The organism is Microcoleus sp. N3A4 (genome assembly GCF_036701805.1).
Classification (GTDB): domain Bacteria; phylum Cyanobacteriota; class Cyanobacteriia; order Cyanobacteriales; family Microcoleaceae; genus Microcoleus.
In genome coordinates this window covers 228,153-245,122 of sequence record NZ_JAUBRJ010000003.1, presented here as the reverse complement: position 1 = coordinate 245,122, position 16,970 = coordinate 228,153, and the positions used below count along the sequence as shown (strand labels likewise).

Here is a 16,970-nt window from a genome sequence, read left to right as displayed (position 1 = left end):
GGAAGATAGAATCAGTAGGGTGCGTACCGCGCACAACTCAGCCCGTACCAACACACTAAATAGAGTTTTTTGGCTAGCGTCCGATATACGTCATACCAGTTCCCCAAAATCATGCAACTGTAGGCCCGTGCTCCAAACCACGATCGTCATCAGTCATTGGCAATTCTAAAATCTAAAATCTAAAATCTAAAATGGTATAAGTGTTGGGCGATCGAATAATTTGGCATTTCCTGAAGAGCTTAGTCTGTGCAGTAATTAATGAGATGTGTCAAAGTCGAAGTAGAAAAAGATGTTGGGAGGTTTTACTATGGGCAGATCGTTTTTCAAAGAGCGGTGGACGTTATTTTTAGCCGCAGGTGCGGGAATTGTATTTTACAGCAGTCCTGCTGCGGCTGCCGAAAAGGTAGTGCTCAAATACAGTGCGATCCGAATGACTTTACCAGTCAGCGAATTAGAAATCTTTGCAGAAACTGGGAAAATGTCGCCCGCGTTAGAAATGCTGCTGGGAAAGGCAAAAAAAGAGCCGGAAGCTGTTCGCAGCAGTCTGACGAGACCGGTGAAAGTCAGTCAAAGCTTTTTAGATCGAACGCTCAACAGCCAGGTTGGGGAAATAATTCTCGATGAAGTGGGTCAGGTAATTCGCACTCCTTCTGGGAATGCAAATCGAGAAGCTTTGCGCGAGGCATTGGTGCTGTCTGCAACTAATGATAACGAGATTACGCTGCTGGAAGCGATGAAAAATTATCCGGCTCCAGAAGTTTATGTTGAGGGCGATCGCTTAGTTGAAGCTTACGGTAAACTTGTAGCTTTGTCAGAACAATTGGGCGGCGTTTCAGAACGGCTGCAAGATATTTTGAACAAGATTCGTCTGCCTAGATTGTAGTGAATTTTGTCAAGGACGGTTGATTGCTTCGACCGATCGCACAATGTTGCTCAACCTGCATAAATTACAGGGGAGTCACATTTTATTTTTGCAAAATTTGCCTAATTTTGACACCTGTTTTAAAAAAAATCAACGGTAGACAAGCTCCAAACCTGACGGCAATCAGTCATTCCCAAATCTCAAATCTCAAATCTCAAATCGTATAACTTGGCTGTACAATCTATCTCTGGATAGATGTTCGACAGTTTACAAAAAGTTTAAATCGAGTAACGGTATTTGTGGTGAAAAAAGTATTTGAACCAAAAAATGCGGGCAAGAGCTTGTGTATCCCTCATAAACTGAAATACGATCGGGTGGACATTGCAGATTATCTATCTTAAGATATGGAAACGCTGTCAGAGTATAGCGATGCGGAAAAACGGCTGGCGATCAGTAAGCTCGTGGTATAAAAGATGCCATTACGCAACGTATTAGGAAAAACTCTTGAATCAAAAAAAATGAAATAAAAAACGCTGAGACACCATTAATTAAAACTTTCCATCCTTCTACTCTAAGCTGTTGTGCATCTAATTTGAAAGTCAATTTTTCGACAATTATTGTGGAACGGGCATCCTGCCCGGATCTGGATTCAATTTAAATCGGTAGCAGCTTACTTACTCGGTAACATTAGGAACATGAACAACAATCCTATTCGTTCAAAAGACCGTTTCTTGGTTTTCGGCGCTCCGGCGATCGAAGATGCTGAAATTCAAGAAGTGGTGGCAACCATGAAAACAGGTTGGTTGGGTACAGGCCCTAAAGTCAGGAAGTTTCAAGACGAATTCAATGCTTACAAGGGTTCCCAGTACGCGATTGCAGTCAATTCCTGTACGGCGGGACTGCACTTGAGCGTCCTCGCTGCTTGCTTGGAACCGGGGGATGAAGTCATTACTACTCCGATGACTTTTTGCGCTACCGTTAATGCCATCATCCATGCAGGGGCAACACCGGTATTGGCGGATGTAGATCCGGTGACAATGAATATTGACCCGGCTCAAGTCGAAGCTAAAATCACTTCAAAAACTAAAGCAATTTTGCCTGTTCACTTCGCAGGTCGTCCCTGCGATATGGATGCGCTTTGCGAGATTGCTAGCCGTCACAACTTGAAGTTAATTGAAGACTGCGCTCACGCGATCGAAACAGAGTACAAGGGGCGGAAAGCAGGCACATTTGGCGACTTCGGATGCTTCAGCTTTTATGTTACCAAAAACATTACGACCGGGGAAGGAGGAATGATTCTGGCCGCCCGTCAAGAAGATACTGACAGGCTCAACATTTTAGCGCTGCACGGTATGAGCAAAGATGCTTGGAAGCGCTTCAGCGACTCGGGTTACAAGCACTACCAAGTGGTGGAAGTCGGTTTTAAATACAATATGATGGATCTGCAAGCTGCGATCGGCATTCATCAATTGAAACGAGTCACGCCTTATTGGCAGCGGCGGGAGCAGATTTGGCAGCGCTACAACGAAGCATTTGCGGATTTGCCGATTACTTTGCCAGCCAACCCCGAACCGGATACAATTCATGCTTATCACCTGTATACCATTCTGGTAGATGAAGCCAAAACTGGAATCAGCCGTGACGAATTTCTCGACGCTATCAATGCTGAAAATATCGGTGTCGGCGTACATTATATGAGTATGCCGGAACATCCTGTCTATCAAAAAATGTTTGGATGGCATACCGAAGATTATCCGAATGCTGGCTACATTGGGCGGCATACAGTTAGCTTGCCGATTTCGGCAAAATTAACAGATGCAGATGTGGAAGATGTCATTGCTGCTGTTAAAAAATGTTTGACGATCGCGAAAGCTAAAAGTGCAGTTTTAGCAACCGCAGACTAAAGTCGTGAAATAGGTTGTCCTTAAAAAATCCTAGCTTTTTTTTATTAATAAAAGCAGGTAGGATGTTTTTTTCTCCACAACGCCCTTTGGAAGGTGACGTTTTTAATAGCCCAAACCATCGATTTTATTGCATTTACCTTCTGATTTCCCCCAAGGAGGGGGCAGGGATGGTTAACTTCTCCCTTCTTCCTTGTTCCTTCTGCTATACCAAATCCGGGTTTACTACCCAGTCGATGGAATTGAGATTTGAAATTTGAGATTTTAGATGCCACAAAAGCGCCCTGTACCATTCTCCCTTCGATCGGATGCCCAGATGAGTGAGACCCGATCTGCGGCCGCGATCCGGGAGCTTGTATGCTGGATGTTTTCGGTCAGTTGTTTTAGTACGTAATATCCAGGAGGAGAGTGTGTAGCAGCAATTTCAACCGCCAAGTTATCTAAAACGCTTGAAAAGCCCTATTTAGTAAGACGCTAAATATATTGGAAAAATTCTCACTCCGTTTTGGATGCTGCTGTTTCATTCTTTACAGTAAAAATACATAATTTTGGGTTCAGGGCCTTGTCAGTGTATTTACTGAAATGTTATCTTGTCACTATACAATCATTGTCAGGCTGCGAAATCTACTTTTAAATCAAACGAGACTGGTCTCCAAACCGAGCCTCATTTTCTTATGTCCGTGTTTAGAAAACAGTAGAAAACCTCTAGTTAACTCAAGATGAATCCCATGTTAAAACTGAGTGCTTTATTCCCAATTCATTGCAATGACCGAGCCATCAGCCACGTATTTTTTTCAGTGTGCAAAGAATGGCAACACCCTGAGCTGAAGGCTCGCATGGTTGTCCCGAGCTGCGATCGCTCGTGCCGCGGCTCCAATATAGTTGAAGCAATTCCGTCATTTCTGAAAAAACTGTATTACCGCAGCCCCAGTCTTCCCAAAATTAAGACAGAAAAGCGTTTTCTCAAAGATCTCAAAAATTTTGATGCTGCCTACTTGTGGCCCGGTCTCTCATTAGATACTGTAAAGAGCGTTAACAAGCAGAGCAAGCCGATTTTTTGGGAGCGAGTTAATACTTGTCAAAGGCAAGCTAAGAGTATCCTTGACGATGCTTACTCTCGCTTGGAATTGCAACCTCAACACACAATTACCCCAGAAACAATTAAGACCGAAGAGCAAAAACTCAAGCTAGTTGACTTTCTGTTTTGTCCCAGTCCGGCAGTAGTAAAATCGTTTCAAGAAGCTGGAGTTCCTGAAGAGAAACTGCTTTTAACGACTGAAGGTTGGTCGCCCGAGCGTTTCCCCAATTATCAATTCCAAAAACCGCCCTCAGAGGAAGTTAACGTCCTTTTCCTAGGTTTTGCCTGCGTCCGCAAAGGGACTCACCTGCTCTTGCAGGCTTGGGAGCGAGCAGGGATTAAGGGAAAACTGACAATTTTTGGCAAACTCGAACCGGCGATCGCTCAAACTTGCAGTCATTTGCTGGAACGTCCTGATGTGGTTCACTTTGATTATGCCTTGGACTACAGTTCTGCCTATCGCCAAGCTGACTTTTTTGCCTTTCCCAGTCTTGAGGAAGGTAGCCCACTCGTCATCTATGAGGCAATGGGTCATGGTTTGCCCATTCTCGCTTCACCGATGGGAGGAGGCGGTGTTGTGCGTGATGGCATTGAGGGCATAATTCTTCCTCCCTACGATACTGACGCCTGGGTGGAGGGACTTCGCAAACTATCTAATTCTCCTGATTTGCGGGCTAAGATGGGAGCCGCCGCCCGCAAGCGAGCTTTGGATTTGACTTGGCCACAAGTTGCTGCTAGGCGCGGAGAGCAGATTCTGCAGAAAATGAACACAAAATGAAAACTAAATAGGAGTTACGGTGCAAAAGGTTTGCAGTCAGGTCGATCTACTGCCACTCTAGCACTGTTAATTTTATTTTGCTTCAGCATTATCATAAAGAATTTCGGCAACAGCCAAGTCAATATATAGCGGCCGCAGCCGCTTTGTATGGGGGGTTTCAGGCTGATTTTCTCTTGATTTTTCTGAGAGTGTGTTGCAAGTAGAATGCGGGAATTAATCCCGACTCAGTAAGCAGAAATACTCTCCCTGCAAATTGATGTCCGAAGTTGCGCTCTGCGCTCACTTTGGACACTCACTTAGCATATTGAAGAGGATGCCTGCTGAATTTGCAAAAATTCACAAACCTTGACAATATTTGGTTTTAGGGAACTCAGTAAGCCAAAGTTTCTAATGTTTCGCGCAGATAGGAGCGAACCTGCTGATCGATGGTGGCATTTTGCTGACGCTCAAAATTGAGTTCTAGCTGCCAGCGTTGAAATCCTGAACTTGCGCCGATCGCGGATTTGAGACTGCCCCAGATTTCAGAATCTTCGCACAGCTCGATCGGCTCTGCGGCTTGAGGTTCTTGTGCGAGCGGTAGATAATTCGCCATATTGTTATACCTCTGTTGTAATCGCCTGTAAGGATTGAAAGCTTAGCTTGACACTTTATATTATAGATTCTTCTCTCCAAATAGCCAATATAAAATATCCACAACCTGCAATTAAAAATTAAATAAATTAAGACTATTAATAATTTCTATCAGAGCAGGGAGATTACCTATTTTTTTTTCAGCATACATCTGTCTAAAGTAAAGTAGCTTAAACAACAATTCTGTCTCTATTCGTTTTTGATTTCACTTTTCGATCGACTGTTCGGGTAGGGATGTAGCGCCGTTGGTGTCGGCAGGTTGGGGGTTGACAATACTGCCGGCTGACGAATTTCCTATGCCGGACGCTGGCCCCATTGGCTCTGCGGGTGCAGCCTCCGCGGCAGTTGTCTCGGCGGCAAAAGCCGGCAAAAGTCGATCGACTTGCCAACCCGCGATCGTAAAATCCTGCCGAATTTTTTCTAAAACATTAGGCTTTGTCGCTGCAAATTCTGATTCGGGCGTCAGCAAAACCGCCATGACACTAGCAGACACCTGCAAAAACAAATTGCTAGCTAAAAAAGCAGAGGCTGCTAACACCAATCCAGCCCACCGCCAAGAAGGAGGAAACGGAGCCACCGAAGCCGCGAGGGGAGCTAATCGGTATAGCTGCCACAAAATTACTCCCAGCAAAACAGCGGCAAACAGAGCGACTCCTTGATTTAACTTAGTTTTAAACCGAGTCAGAATCCGCTGCTGCACATTAGTTAAATTCTGCGGTTTCACCGCGACGACTAAAATACTGAAAATGTAAAAAGGGCGGAACCACTGCATCCAAAGTACAGGAACAATACCTGCTACAGCCACTAACAACACTTCTAACCAGACAGGGAGCAGGGGAGAACCCACGGCGAGTCCCAGCAAACACAGTCCCAGGAAAATCGGCAGTGCAGCCGCCCCAGAAAGGTGAATCCACAAGAAAGGATCTGACCAAAAAGAACGCACTTTAAATAGTTATGAGTTATGAGTTTTGAATTTTGAGTTTTGAGAGTCTCGGACGCACTCTTGACCCTGAAACCTGCTGCGAGGAGTACATATCTAGCGATCGAACCGAGGATGTTGGCAATAAACCCGGTTTCTTTCCGTAAGTCCTATTTGAGTGCGTGAATTTTGAATTTTAAGTGAAAAACAAAAGTTGAGAGTGATGATGAATTTTGGAGTATTGAGTGAAGAGAATAGTTGCGAGCTAGAGGCAATTTAGTTCCTTTCACTCAAAACTTCTCTTCCAACTCAACACTCAAAACTCAAAACTATTGAGATAGAGTCCGGCGCTTAGTAACCATCCGGTAGGCTTCAATAATATCGCCATCCGTCCAGTCGCTAAACCCGCTCAAGGAAATGCCGCATTCAAAGCCAGCATTGACTTCCTTGGCATCTTCCTTCATCCGTTTGAGGGAGTCGAGGACACCTTCGTAAACGACACTGTTGCCGCGGCGTACCCGAACCTTGCAGTTGCGGATGACCTTGCCAGAAAGTACCATACATCCAGCCACAGCCCCGCGACCGATCGCGAAGACAGCGCGCACTTCCACGCTTCCGAGAGGTTCTTCCACCAGTTCGGGTTCCAGCAGGCCTTCCATCGCCCCTTGAATGTCATCCAAGAGGTTGTAGATGATGCTGTATTCCCGCACGTCTACGCCCGCTTGGTCGGCCGCTTGGCGAGCGCCGGTGGCGAGAGTAGTATTGAACCCGATAATCACAGCATTGCTGGCTGCGGCGAGGTCAATATCCGTTTCTGTGATTTCCCCAGGAGCAGATAGCAGCAGCCTGAGTTGAACTTCTTTTTGAGGAAGTTGAGTCAGAGCGCCGACAATTGCTTCGAGCGAGCCTTGAACATCTGCCTTCAAGATCAAGTTTAGTTCCTTGAGAACGCCTTCCTTAGCTTGTTGAGAGAAGCCGCTGAGGCTGATCCGGCCGCCTTGCAGCAGGCGCGAATCTCGTTGGAATGTAGCTCTTCCGCTTGCGATCGCCGCTGCTTCTTTTTCGTTTCCGAAGACATCAAACTCGTCTCCGGCGCGAGGAACTTCCCGCAGCCCCAGCACTTCCACCGCGAAGGAAGGAGTTGCTCGGTCTACGCGATCGCCCCGGTCATCGATCATTGCCCGCACCTTGCCCAGAGCAGAGCCTGCGACCACAATATCGCCCACTCGCAGAGTGCCGTTCTGCACCAGCAGAGTTGCCACAGGCCCCCTTGCCTTGTCGAGGTGAGCTTCAATCACCGTACCCTTAGCAGGTCGGTTCGGGTTAGCGTTGAGGTCTTCCATTTCCGCGACTGTCAGAATCATTTCCAACAGCGTATCCAGGTTTTCGCCTCGGATAGCGCTGACTGGAACCATCGTGACATCGCCGCCCCAGTCATCTGCGACCAAGCCGTACTCAGTAAGCTCTTGCTTCACCCGTTCCGGCTGAGCGCCCTCCTTGTCTACTTTATTGATAGCCACGACAATTGGCACTTTCGCCGCTTTCGCGTGGCTAATAGCTTCAATTGTCTGAGGTCGCACCCCGTCGTCCGCCGCCACCACCAAGATGGCGATGTCAGTAACTCGCGTTCCCCGAGCCCGCATCGCTGTAAAGGCTTCGTGGCCGGGCGTATCCAAAAATACCACCTGCTGGCTCTTGCCTTCGTGTACCACATCCACGTGGTAAGCGCCGATATGCTGGGTAATCCCCCCAGCTTCTCCCTGAGCCACCTTTGTTTTGCGGATCGAGTCTAGCAAAGTAGTTTTGCCGTGATCCACGTGGCCCATAATCGTTACCACGGGCGGACGGCGCTGGAGGTATTCCATATCTGTGGCGTCCAGCATCTCGATCAGTTTTTCCGCTGGGGCTACTTTTTCTGGGGTTTCTACCTCTACGCCCATTTCTTCGGCTACCATTCTCACCGCTGAAATGTCCAGGGTTTCGGTAATGTTGACCGCAATGCCTTTAGAGAACAGCCGTTTAATAATTTCGGTTTCGGGAACTGCCAAAGTAATTGCTAGTTCTTGAACGGTCATCGGCCTGCTCAGCAGCAGCTTTTCAGGACGTTCTACCTTAGCTTCGGCTGTTTTGCCCCGGTTGCCGCGTCCCCCGCTAGAACCAGAAGAAGAACTTTTATCGTGAGAAGGGCCTGGTCTCTTATTTTTTCCGCTGCTTCCGGGTGCGCCCGGAGTTGGTGTTGACTTGGGTGCTGCTTGTGACTTCGCTTTAGCTGGGCGGGCTAGGGAGAGGCTGACGGTAACTGGTGCCGGCAGATCCAAGCCATTTTCTAAGTCATCGTCATCGTCATCTATAGGTTTGAGACGACTACGCTGCTTGAGTTTGGCAGCTTTAGCAGCTTTGGCAGCATCTGAGTTTTCTTCGTCATCTTCTTCCCAAATGACGGAAGTCTTTTTGGCAGGACGAGGGAGGGAGGGCCTTTCGAGGAGAAGAATCCCGGACTCCGGCGTATTATCTTCTTCATTATCGTCAGTGTCATCCCCTGCGGCTCCGGTGTCACCGCCCCGGCTGCGGAGGCCGGTAGCTGACGTTGCGGGGGCCAGGCTGCGCCGCGGGCCACCGGGCTGGGGTCGATCGGCCAGTTGAGTTTTTACTGGGCCACCCGCGCCTTCCCGGCGAGGTCTTTGCGCGTCGCGAGATTCGGTCGCAGATCCAGGTGCAGGTCTGCTGGGGCGGCTCGGTTTAGCCGGCGCTTCCAGAGTTTCTGACTGTTCTGATTGCTCTTGCTCGGTTCGGGCAAGTTTGAGCACCGGCTTGTTCCCCAAATTTTGTGGGGTGCGGTTTGCCGACTCGGACGCCGGTCTGACTGGCGGCGACGTGAGTTTTGCCGACGGCCCGGGAGGGGCGATCGGCGGGCGCTGGGTGCGTTCGGGAGCCTTTTCCGACGGCGGTTGAAGTGCCGCTGGTGCTTGAGCCTGGGCGGTTGTTTCCGGGGCGATCGCACCTACAGTTTCCGACAATGTTTCCGACAATGTTTCTGACGAACCCGCCGACACAGCGACATTTGGCTTCGACAGTACAGGTCGGTTGATATTCGGTTTAGCTGGAGGCTGGAGTTGTTGAGCTGCAGGCGACTTGGGAGGAGTTGCCACGGTTGCCGCAGGCTGGTTTTTGTTCTCCTCGTTGCCCCCAGGCTGGGAGTTTGCACCAGCCTGCCGTACTTTTGGACTGCGTATTTCTAAAATTTGCTGCTTTTTTTGTTGGTCGTTAGGGTGAGGGCCAGATTCTCTAGATGGCGCTGCTGCTCTTTCGGGGGGAGCTGGCTTGCCGGGGGAAGAGTGGCTGCTGGCTACGTATTTTTCCGCCGTTTTGCGAATGCGCTCTGCTTCTGATTCTGTAATTGTGCTGCTGTGGCTCTTGACTGAAATATTGAGCCGCTCGCAAACTGCCAAGATGTCTTTATTATCCAAATTTAGTTCCCGTGATAATTCGTAAATTCTTACTTTGCCGTTGTTCATCCACTCTGCCCTCTTTTGTGCCAACCAGTTTTTACATTGTGATTTTTTGTTCTAATGACGACATCATTCGCTGTGATTGATTCAGTGTCAGGAATCGGGGTTTTGGTACTCGCTCAGCAATTTTATCTAAAAAGATGCAACTCGCTGAAGTCTGCGTTTGGAGAATTCTCAAGTGTGTTTTGGAACTTGGAACTCTGAAGTCTGAATTTTGGCAAAACCCACAAATCAAGCTTCAAAGTTTGCCTTTCCACCTTGAGGATACCTCTGCTAGTACCCCACCCTTATCTAATCTGACACAAATCTTTCCAGACTGGTGGGCAGATCGGATTGGGGTTTTAGAGCTGGCGCTACCGGTAATTACTGGTAGGGCTGCCAAGAGGGTTTATACAGTCGAGGCCGAACTATTGTCGGTTTTTCGCCCGGTTGAGGCACAGTCAGATGTGGCTAAACGCTGCCAAAGTGTTTGGTAAAGTTCGTCAGACACAGGCGCTTTGAGCGATCGCCCAAGTCGATTTTTTTTCTGAACTGCTTTGAGGCATTCGGCTTCCCGACAAAGGTAAGCAGAACGGCCCATGCCACGATCTAATTGTACCTGATGAGAAGGATAGAGCCTGACTACTCGCCAAAAAGCTTCCTTATTAGCTATTTTTCGACAACTTGCACAGCACCGGTAGTTCGGTTTCATTTCTTGTGAGAGGGGGAGAGGGAGAGGAGAGAGGGGGAGTAGGGGACGAGTCCTCCTTGTCTCCCGAAGAGAGAAAATCTGGTGAATGTAGCAGTTTTTAGACTGCGGCTTCGGTTTCCTCCGTGGTGGCTGCCTCTTCTTCCTCAAATTCTGCGGTTTCCTCGTAGCCGTCGAAGTCTGATGCTTCGTCGTCTTCGTAGTAATCGCCTGCTAGTTCTTCGAGCCTAGTTGCTTCTGCTGCCAATTTGGTGTCTTCGGCGGCGCGATCGTACTTAGCAATATCTTTGATATCGATTTTCCAACCGGTCAGGCGGGCTGCGAGGCGGACGTTCTGACCTTCTTTGCCAATGGCAAGACTGAGTTGGTCTTCAGCGACCAAAATGTGAGCCCTCCTGCCTTCTGGGGCAACCAAACGCACTTCGTCTACTCTAGCGGGACTTAGAGCGTTGGCAATATAGGTTGCGGGGTCTGGAGACCAGCGGATCACGTCTATTTTTTCGCCGCGCAATTCGTTGACTACTACCTGAATCCGCGATCCCCGCGCTCCGATGCAGGCTCCTACGGGGTCTACGTCGCGATCGAGAGTATCAACTGCTATTTTAGTCCGGGGGCCGACGTGCCGGGAGGGCGGATTTGCCTCCCTGGCTACGGCGACAATCCTCACCACCCCGTCTTCTATTTCTGGTACTTCGTTAGCAAACAGGTAAACCACCAAACCTGCGTCGGCTCTAGAAACAAGTAACTGCGGCCCTCTAGTAGAGCCTTCGCCTACTTTTTTGAGATAAACCTTGAATGTAGCGTTGGCCCGGTAATTGTCGTTGGGCAACTGTTCGCGCTTCGGGAGTTCGGCATCTACTTCTGGCTGACCGAAGCTGCTGGTGACTGCTAAAATTACCGACTGCCTCTCAAACCTGAGTACTCTTGCTTGAAGAACGGTTTCTTCTAAATCTTTAAATTCTTCTTGAATCATTTTGCGCTGTTGGTCGCGCAGTTTTTGAGCCAGGACTTGTTTGGTCTGGATGGCTGCCATGCGACCAAATTCTTTTTGATTTGGTGTTACGTCTACGAGCACGATGCTGCCCGGTTGAGCTTCCGTGGCTACTTCTTGCACTTCGGAAAGTGAGATTTCGTGATCGGGATTGGTGACTTCTTCGACAATAGTTTTGTTGGCTAAAACACGGAAACCTTCTTGTTCTGCGTCGAGTTCTACATCAAAGTTGTCGAAGTATTCTTCGCTGAAGTGGTCGAGTTTTTGGGTGCGGCGGTAGCGTTCGTATCCTTTGAGCAGGGCTTCTCGCAAGGCTGCTTGGACGGCGTGTTTTGGTAAATTGCGTTCTTTGCTAATACCTTCGACCATTTCTTTTAGTCCGGGCAGGGGAACCATTGACATATAAAACACTCCTTTTTTTGTTTGGTAATAAGTAACTGGTAATCGGCAATTGGTACTGGGAAATTTTCGAGAAAAAGTGATGGCAGATGATTGATGAGTTACTTGATAGGATTAGGGTAGCTGGGTGCTGTAACAATTTATTTGTTGTTCCTATTCAACCCGCTGCTAAAGATGTGATTGTTAAAAATTAACTCGCAGCGAAGCGTTTTCAACTTGCTGCGAGGCAATCTCAAAACTCAAAACTCAAAACTCAAAACTCAAAAATTCCCTTTACCTCTCCTTTCCTTCGTCTAGTTCAACTTTGACAATCTGAGGGCGGGGAATTTTAACCTGTCGCCCTTTTTGATTGAGATAAACCGCTGTTTCATCCCGGCAGACGAGCAGTCCTTTCCACTCTTTGATTCGCGAGTCCGGTTCGGTGGCTTTGACTGTTACGGGGAAACCTTTAAAGGTAATGAATTCTCGATCGCTGCTGAGCAACCGGGATATGCCGGGACTGGAAATCTCTAACACGTAGGCGTCGGGTATGATTTCGGCTGCGTCTAACTCGGCTTCCAGAGCTGTGCTCATCCGCTCGCAGTCGGCTAAACCGGTGTCTTGCTGGAGGTTGCGGATGTCTACCCGCAAGACGGGAGGATTTTGGTTGGTGTGAAACACTGCTCCCACTACTTCCAATCCCAGTGTTTCCGCAACGGGGGTAGCTAAGTCAATGATTTGTGGGATTAGAGGATGAGTCATATCGAATACTTAAGTTAAAACTCCTGAACTCGGACACGGGCATGGAAAAATTTGGTGTTGAGATTGCTTGGTTTTGAGGTGGTTTTATTGAGTCGCTGCGACTTTCGTCTTCAACTTTGGGACTTGACGCAACATCCCTGCCGGGGCTATCACGGGGGGATTACCCCTACTAGAGCAGTCCTTAACTTGCAAGTCTGACGCCCTGAGTTCTTTTCCTGCGACTAATGCAACAAAAAAAGTGGGCTTGACCCACTCCTAGGTAAAACACTTTCTTCCAAGAAGTTGAGGACTCCTTCCGATCGAAGTTGGCCTCTGTTCTCAGTTTAGCTCGATCGCCCGCCCAGTGACAAACCGCCTTCGGATCTCGCCTATTCCCGGAGGGGAGAGTGGGAGAATTGGGAATGGGGCATGGGAATTGGGTATTGGGCATTGGGAATTGGGAATTGGTCATTGGGAAGTGGTCATTGAGAATTGGTTATTGAGAATTAGTCATTTAAATAACAACTAACAACTAACCAATAACCAATAACCAATAACCAATAACCAATAACCACTGAAATCTTCCTAACGCGGGGCTATCCGTTGCAGTTCTTTGGCTTGTTCTAAAATTTTCTCGAAGTCTTCTTCGCTCAACCGCTGAATGTAGTTGATTTTAAACTCTTCTAGGAAGTCGCACAGCAGCACTTGTATTTCTTGCCAAGTTTGCTGCTGTTGCAGTTCGGTTCCTAAAGCTTGCCCAAAATGTTGAACTAGCTGGCTTGAGAGTTTGGTGCCGATGGGGTCTTCGCTGGCAATTTTGAAGGCTTCGTAGGCATCTTGGGGGCCGAGTGTGACTAATTTGGACAGTTCTGCAACTAATTGCTCTGCTAGCTGTGCGGGCAGGTTTCCCAGTCCGGGTACTTGCTTCCATCCTTGATAGAGGGGGGATTGTTTGAGAAATATTTCTATATTGTACCGGAGGAGGGCTTCTAGGTCTGGCTGGAGTTGGGGGAGGACTTTGTAAACGGTTATTTGCACTAGATGGGTGGCGATCGCTTCTATTTCATTGATATTGTTGATGTCTAGATAGCGCTGTTTTTGGGATTGAAATAGTTGACGGGCTAGTTCGCCTGTGATAATTGATTGTTGCATCTGGTTGATGAGTTGAATTACTACTACTTCGGTCAATTCTTGGGCGAAGTTGGCGACGAAACCTCGGCTGACTTGGGTGCGTATGGGTTGGAGATCCGGCATTTTGGCTTGGTGAATGCGAATTGTGACGGGTAATACTCGCAACAGGCGCCAGAATGGGAGGAACAGGAAGATGTCGTACCACCGCCAGAGCATGGCTGCTCGCCAAGTGACGCTGCGGTGGCGGCGGCTGATGAAGTAGGTGCGGGCTAAAAATTCGATCGCGAATATGGCAATAAAAGGCAGGTCTATTTGCCAGAAGTTGTCGGTGAAATCGCCGTTTTCTCCGATCTCGCGGTAATAGTTGGTGGCGATTAATGGCTTGATTTTGGTATCAAACCAGTTGATTTCTTGTTGCCAGCCTTGTTTGTTTAAATAGTCTTGGCTCCAGAATGTTTGGAATGATTGTTTGGCGGAGTCTTGGGGATTCGGGGCGCGATCGCGTATGCGGTCTTTAATTTTTTCTAGGGTGCCGCTTTTTGATGCTACTCGAAATGGATCTTCGTCGATCATTTTCGCGCTCAGATTGTTTATTTCCTGCAATTTGGCTGCTACTTGGGGAGAGGGCAAGCCTGTTTGCACTACTTGACTTTTTAATTCTTCTAAGGTTTCTAGATATTTCTGGGTGTCTCGGTGGGGTTTAATGCCTTTAAATGAGTCGTATACTTGGGTGAGAACTGGCAGTTGCCGGAAGTAGAAATCTCGCCAGGGGACATAACTGATGTCAAATAATACTAGGCTTAAATTTCCTAGGGCGACCAGTGCCATGAACCGCTCGAACCAGGGTACTTTTGGTGATTCTTTGCGGGATTTGGAAGTTGGAGAGGGCGGTAGTTTTGGTATCACTGGCAGTTCCTAATTAAGTTGATCGAGCGAAATAAATGTAACTGGTAATAGCTGAAGAAAGGAAACAGAGAAAACTGGCTAATTGTCTGGTCGCGCTCGGATTGCGATCGAGCCAGCTAGTATCTATTTTAACGTGGGTTTGTTGGAGAATTTTGGATTGTTGATTTGGCCTGATTAGGTAAAAAATTATACTCGTAAAATATTAAGGTCGATCGAACTTGACGGAAGCTGCGGCTCCCGTTAGTCTGCTTCTCTCTGGTAATAAAATTATATCTCAGGCGGAATCATAAGTTTTTTTTCGGCGTTGCAAAGCTAACTAGGCGGAGAATAAATTACTATTTCTGTTTAATCTACTGGCTATTTGACAATAATTTCAAAGGTGGTACCCGCCACGCGATCGATCCGTGGAATCAATCGAAAGCATCTCAAATCGAAAATCCTCAAGCCCCCGAATTTATCTCGCGCAAGTCAATCCAAAATCCAAAATCTAAAATCTAAAATCGAATGACCGCTAAATCAAATGTATTGCACCGATCGGAGTTTAAGGTTAGATTTGGACTTTTAGTTTGAGGTCAAACCCTCAAGAGAGTTATACTTGCTCAGGGACTGTCGGGCGAGAGCGCCCCCTCCGCGAGGGTGGCTGCCGCCTCCGTAAGGTTCGGGGTCTCGTCTCTACAAAAACCAGCTCGCGATCGGACTCTTGAATAATATGAAACCCTCAGTATAATTTTGTTCGCATTTTTCTAATATATGACATACTGCCTTAATCTCGATTGCCCAAGAGACAAGCGTCAGAACCCACCAGGCACAAAGTATTGTCTTAATTGTGGTTCAAAGCTGCTGTTAAAAGACCTTTATGCAGCAACTGAGCCGCTGTGCGACGGGGGATTTGGCAGGACTTTCCGAGCTGTCAATCATGGAAAATTTGAGGAATTGTGCGTCATTAAACAGTTGTCGCCCCCTCAAGAATTTCAGCGTAAGCCAGGTCATTTTAAAAAATATATTCGACTGTTTGAACAAGAGGCAAGGCGGTTATACGAACTGAAAAACCCGCAAATTCCTCAATTGATTTCTTATTTTGAGGAAGATGGGCGCTTGTATTTGGTGCAAGAGTTTATTGATGGCAATAATTTAAAGGATGAGTTAGACAAGTACGGTGCTTATAGCGAAATTAAAACTAGGGAACTGCTGTTAGATTTGTTGCCTTTGTTGAAGTTTATTCACGAAAAAAATGTAATTCACCGCGATATTAAGCCTGAGAATGTGATCCGCAGATATCGCGATCGTAAGTTGGTGCTGATAGATTTTGGGGTTTCCAAACAGGTAGTAGCTGCTGCTCCAACAAAAACAGGAACTAAGTTGGGAACTCCCGGCTACGCGGCTCTTGAACAGCGTCACGGTAGGGCTGTTCCTGCTAGCGACCTTTACAGTTTGGGGGTGACTTGCATTCGCTTGCTGACTTCCGTTATGCCTTATCTGGATATCTACGGGGACATTCACGATAACCTTTACGACCCGCTTGAAGGCCGCTGGCTTTGGAGGGACGCTTTGCCGAAAGGAACAAAAATTAGCCAGGATTTAGGTCAGGTTTTGGATAAGTTGATTCAGGAATATGTTAAAGACCGCTACAAATCTGCTGTGGAAGTTTTGGAGGCTTTAAAACCTCGTGTTGTTGTCCCAGCACGGAAAAACTTGCAGCAGGCAACTGTTCTTAGTCCCGATATACCCACTCAACCTGTGACTCAGATTCCGCTAGTTTCTCTAAATTTAGAGTCGGAAAAAGGGATTGATTATTCTCAGTTGGAAAGGCTGCTGGCGGCTAAAAATTGGCGCGGTGCTGATGAGGAAACTTCTGGAAAAATGCTGGAGGCGATGCAGCAAATTTCAAGGGGTTATTTGACGGAGGAAGATATTAGGAATTTTCCAGCTAAGGATTTGCTGACTATCGACCAACTTTGGGTGCGGTACAGTCACCGCAGGTTCGGTTTTTCTGTGCAAAAGGGTTTGTGGGTAAAGTTGGGGGGAAGGGCTGGTGTTTATGATGCTAAAGTTTGGCAGAAGTTTGGCGATCGAGTGGGTTGGCGGGTTAACAATCAGTGGGTATACTATTCGGATCTGAATTTTATTTCTAAGGCCAAGCCTGGACATTTGCCGGCAGGGGCTGTTTTTGGGTGGGAAGGCGGGGTTTTGTGCGGTGTTTTGGGTTTGGGTGGGGTCTGGTTTCTGCTGTCGCGGCGGGATTTGTAGAAGGAAGGTAGAAAGCAGAAGGCAGAAGGCAGAAGTTATTAGTCACGCTGCACGCTAGCGAAGTGGAAGTGTTAGTAATTAAATAGTTTTGAGTTGCGAATTAAGTAGTTAACAAGTTTTGAGTTTAATCATATCTTATGTAGAAAATAGGTATAAAAAAAGCGGAAAATAAGATATAATCACAAACCATTTTTTTTGTGCTATGTTTTGA

General features: G+C 47.4%; 11 protein-coding genes. 4 read left to right on the top strand and 7 right to left on the bottom strand.

Annotated elements, in window-relative coordinates; all coding sequences use genetic code 11:
• Positions 1 to 307: 307 nt before the first annotated feature.
• The 3 genes from QUA56_RS03470 (at position 308) to QUA56_RS03460 (ending at position 4,619) form a co-directional block, all read left to right on the top strand.
• Positions 308 to 883, top strand: a complete 576-nt coding sequence (locus tag QUA56_RS03470) for an alpha/beta hydrolase (protein WP_333353252.1) — start codon at positions 308 to 310, stop codon at positions 881 to 883.
• A gap of 674 nt (positions 884 to 1,557) precedes the next feature.
• Positions 1,558 to 2,766: a DegT/DnrJ/EryC1/StrS family aminotransferase gene (locus tag QUA56_RS03465; RefSeq protein WP_333353250.1), complete on the top strand. Its 1,209-nt coding sequence runs from the start codon at positions 1,558 to 1,560 to the stop codon at positions 2,764 to 2,766.
• A 725-nt stretch (positions 2,767 to 3,491) separates the two neighbouring features.
• On the top strand, positions 3,492 to 4,619 hold the full coding sequence (locus QUA56_RS03460; RefSeq protein WP_333353247.1) for a glycosyltransferase family 4 protein: 1,128 nt from the start codon (positions 3,492 to 3,494) through the stop codon (positions 4,617 to 4,619).
• 370 nt (positions 4,620 to 4,989) lie between these two features.
• Here QUA56_RS03460 and QUA56_RS03455 read toward each other — a convergent pair whose 3' ends face one another.
• The 7 genes from QUA56_RS03455 to QUA56_RS03425 form a co-directional block, all read right to left on the bottom strand.
• A complete protein-coding gene (locus tag QUA56_RS03455) occupies positions 4,990 to 5,211 on the bottom strand; it encodes a hypothetical protein (RefSeq protein WP_333353245.1) in 222 nt (73 codons plus the stop codon).
• A 243-nt stretch (positions 5,212 to 5,454) separates the two neighbouring features.
• Positions 5,455 to 6,192 (bottom strand): low-complexity tail membrane protein, encoded by a 738-nt coding sequence (locus QUA56_RS03450; RefSeq protein ID WP_333353242.1) that lies wholly within the window; start codon positions 6,190 to 6,192, stop codon positions 5,455 to 5,457.
• Positions 6,193 to 6,497: 305 nt separating this feature from the next.
• Positions 6,498 to 9,683: a translation initiation factor IF-2 gene (gene infB / locus QUA56_RS03445; protein WP_333353239.1), complete on the bottom strand. Its 3,186-nt coding sequence runs from the start codon at positions 9,681 to 9,683 to the stop codon at positions 6,498 to 6,500.
• A gap of 382 nt (positions 9,684 to 10,065) precedes the next feature.
• Positions 10,066 to 10,368: a YlxR family protein gene (locus tag QUA56_RS03440; RefSeq protein WP_333353236.1), complete on the bottom strand. Its 303-nt coding sequence runs from the start codon at positions 10,366 to 10,368 to the stop codon at positions 10,066 to 10,068.
• A gap of 97 nt (positions 10,369 to 10,465) precedes the next feature.
• Complete coding sequence (gene nusA / locus QUA56_RS03435) at positions 10,466 to 11,758, bottom strand: transcription termination factor NusA (RefSeq protein WP_333353234.1); 1,293 nt, start codon at positions 11,756 to 11,758, stop codon at positions 10,466 to 10,468.
• Between the two features lie 270 nt (positions 11,759 to 12,028).
• On the bottom strand, positions 12,029 to 12,496 hold the full coding sequence (gene rimP, locus QUA56_RS03430) for a ribosome maturation factor RimP (protein ID WP_333353231.1): 468 nt from the start codon (positions 12,494 to 12,496) through the stop codon (positions 12,029 to 12,031).
• A 564-nt stretch (positions 12,497 to 13,060) separates the two neighbouring features.
• Positions 13,061 to 14,512, bottom strand: a complete 1,452-nt coding sequence (locus QUA56_RS03425; protein ID WP_333353228.1) for a hypothetical protein — start codon at positions 14,510 to 14,512, stop codon at positions 13,061 to 13,063.
• 750 nt (positions 14,513 to 15,262) lie between these two features.
• Between QUA56_RS03425 and QUA56_RS03420 the strand changes: the two genes are divergently transcribed.
• Complete coding sequence (locus QUA56_RS03420; RefSeq protein WP_333353225.1) at positions 15,263 to 16,759, top strand: GUN4 domain-containing protein; 1,497 nt, start codon at positions 15,263 to 15,265, stop codon at positions 16,757 to 16,759.
• Positions 16,760 to 16,970 lie beyond the last annotated feature (211 nt).

Excerpts from the sequence above, each read along its gene's own strand:
- QUA56_RS03470 (WP_333353252.1), top strand. The coding sequence starts at position 308 with ATGGGCAGATCGTTTTTCAAAGAGCGGTGGACGTTATTTTTAGCCGCA.
- QUA56_RS03465 (WP_333353250.1), top strand. The coding sequence starts at position 1,558 with ATGAACAACAATCCTATTCGTTCAAAAGACCGTTTCTTGGTTTTCGGC.
- QUA56_RS03460 (WP_333353247.1), top strand. The coding sequence starts at position 3,492 with ATGTTAAAACTGAGTGCTTTATTCCCAATTCATTGCAATGACCGAGCC.
- QUA56_RS03455 (WP_333353245.1), bottom strand. The coding sequence starts at position 5,211 with ATGGCGAATTATCTACCGCTCGCACAAGAACCTCAAGCCGCAGAGCCG.
- infB (WP_333353239.1), bottom strand. The coding sequence starts at position 9,683 with ATGAACAACGGCAAAGTAAGAATTTACGAATTATCACGGGAACTAAAT.
- QUA56_RS03440 (WP_333353236.1), bottom strand. The coding sequence starts at position 10,368 with ATGAAACCGAACTACCGGTGCTGTGCAAGTTGTCGAAAAATAGCTAAT.
- nusA (WP_333353234.1), bottom strand. The coding sequence starts at position 11,758 with ATGTCAATGGTTCCCCTGCCCGGACTAAAAGAAATGGTCGAAGGTATT.
- rimP (WP_333353231.1), bottom strand. The coding sequence starts at position 12,496 with ATGACTCATCCTCTAATCCCACAAATCATTGACTTAGCTACCCCCGTT.
- QUA56_RS03420 (WP_333353225.1), top strand. The coding sequence starts at position 15,263 with ATGACATACTGCCTTAATCTCGATTGCCCAAGAGACAAGCGTCAGAAC.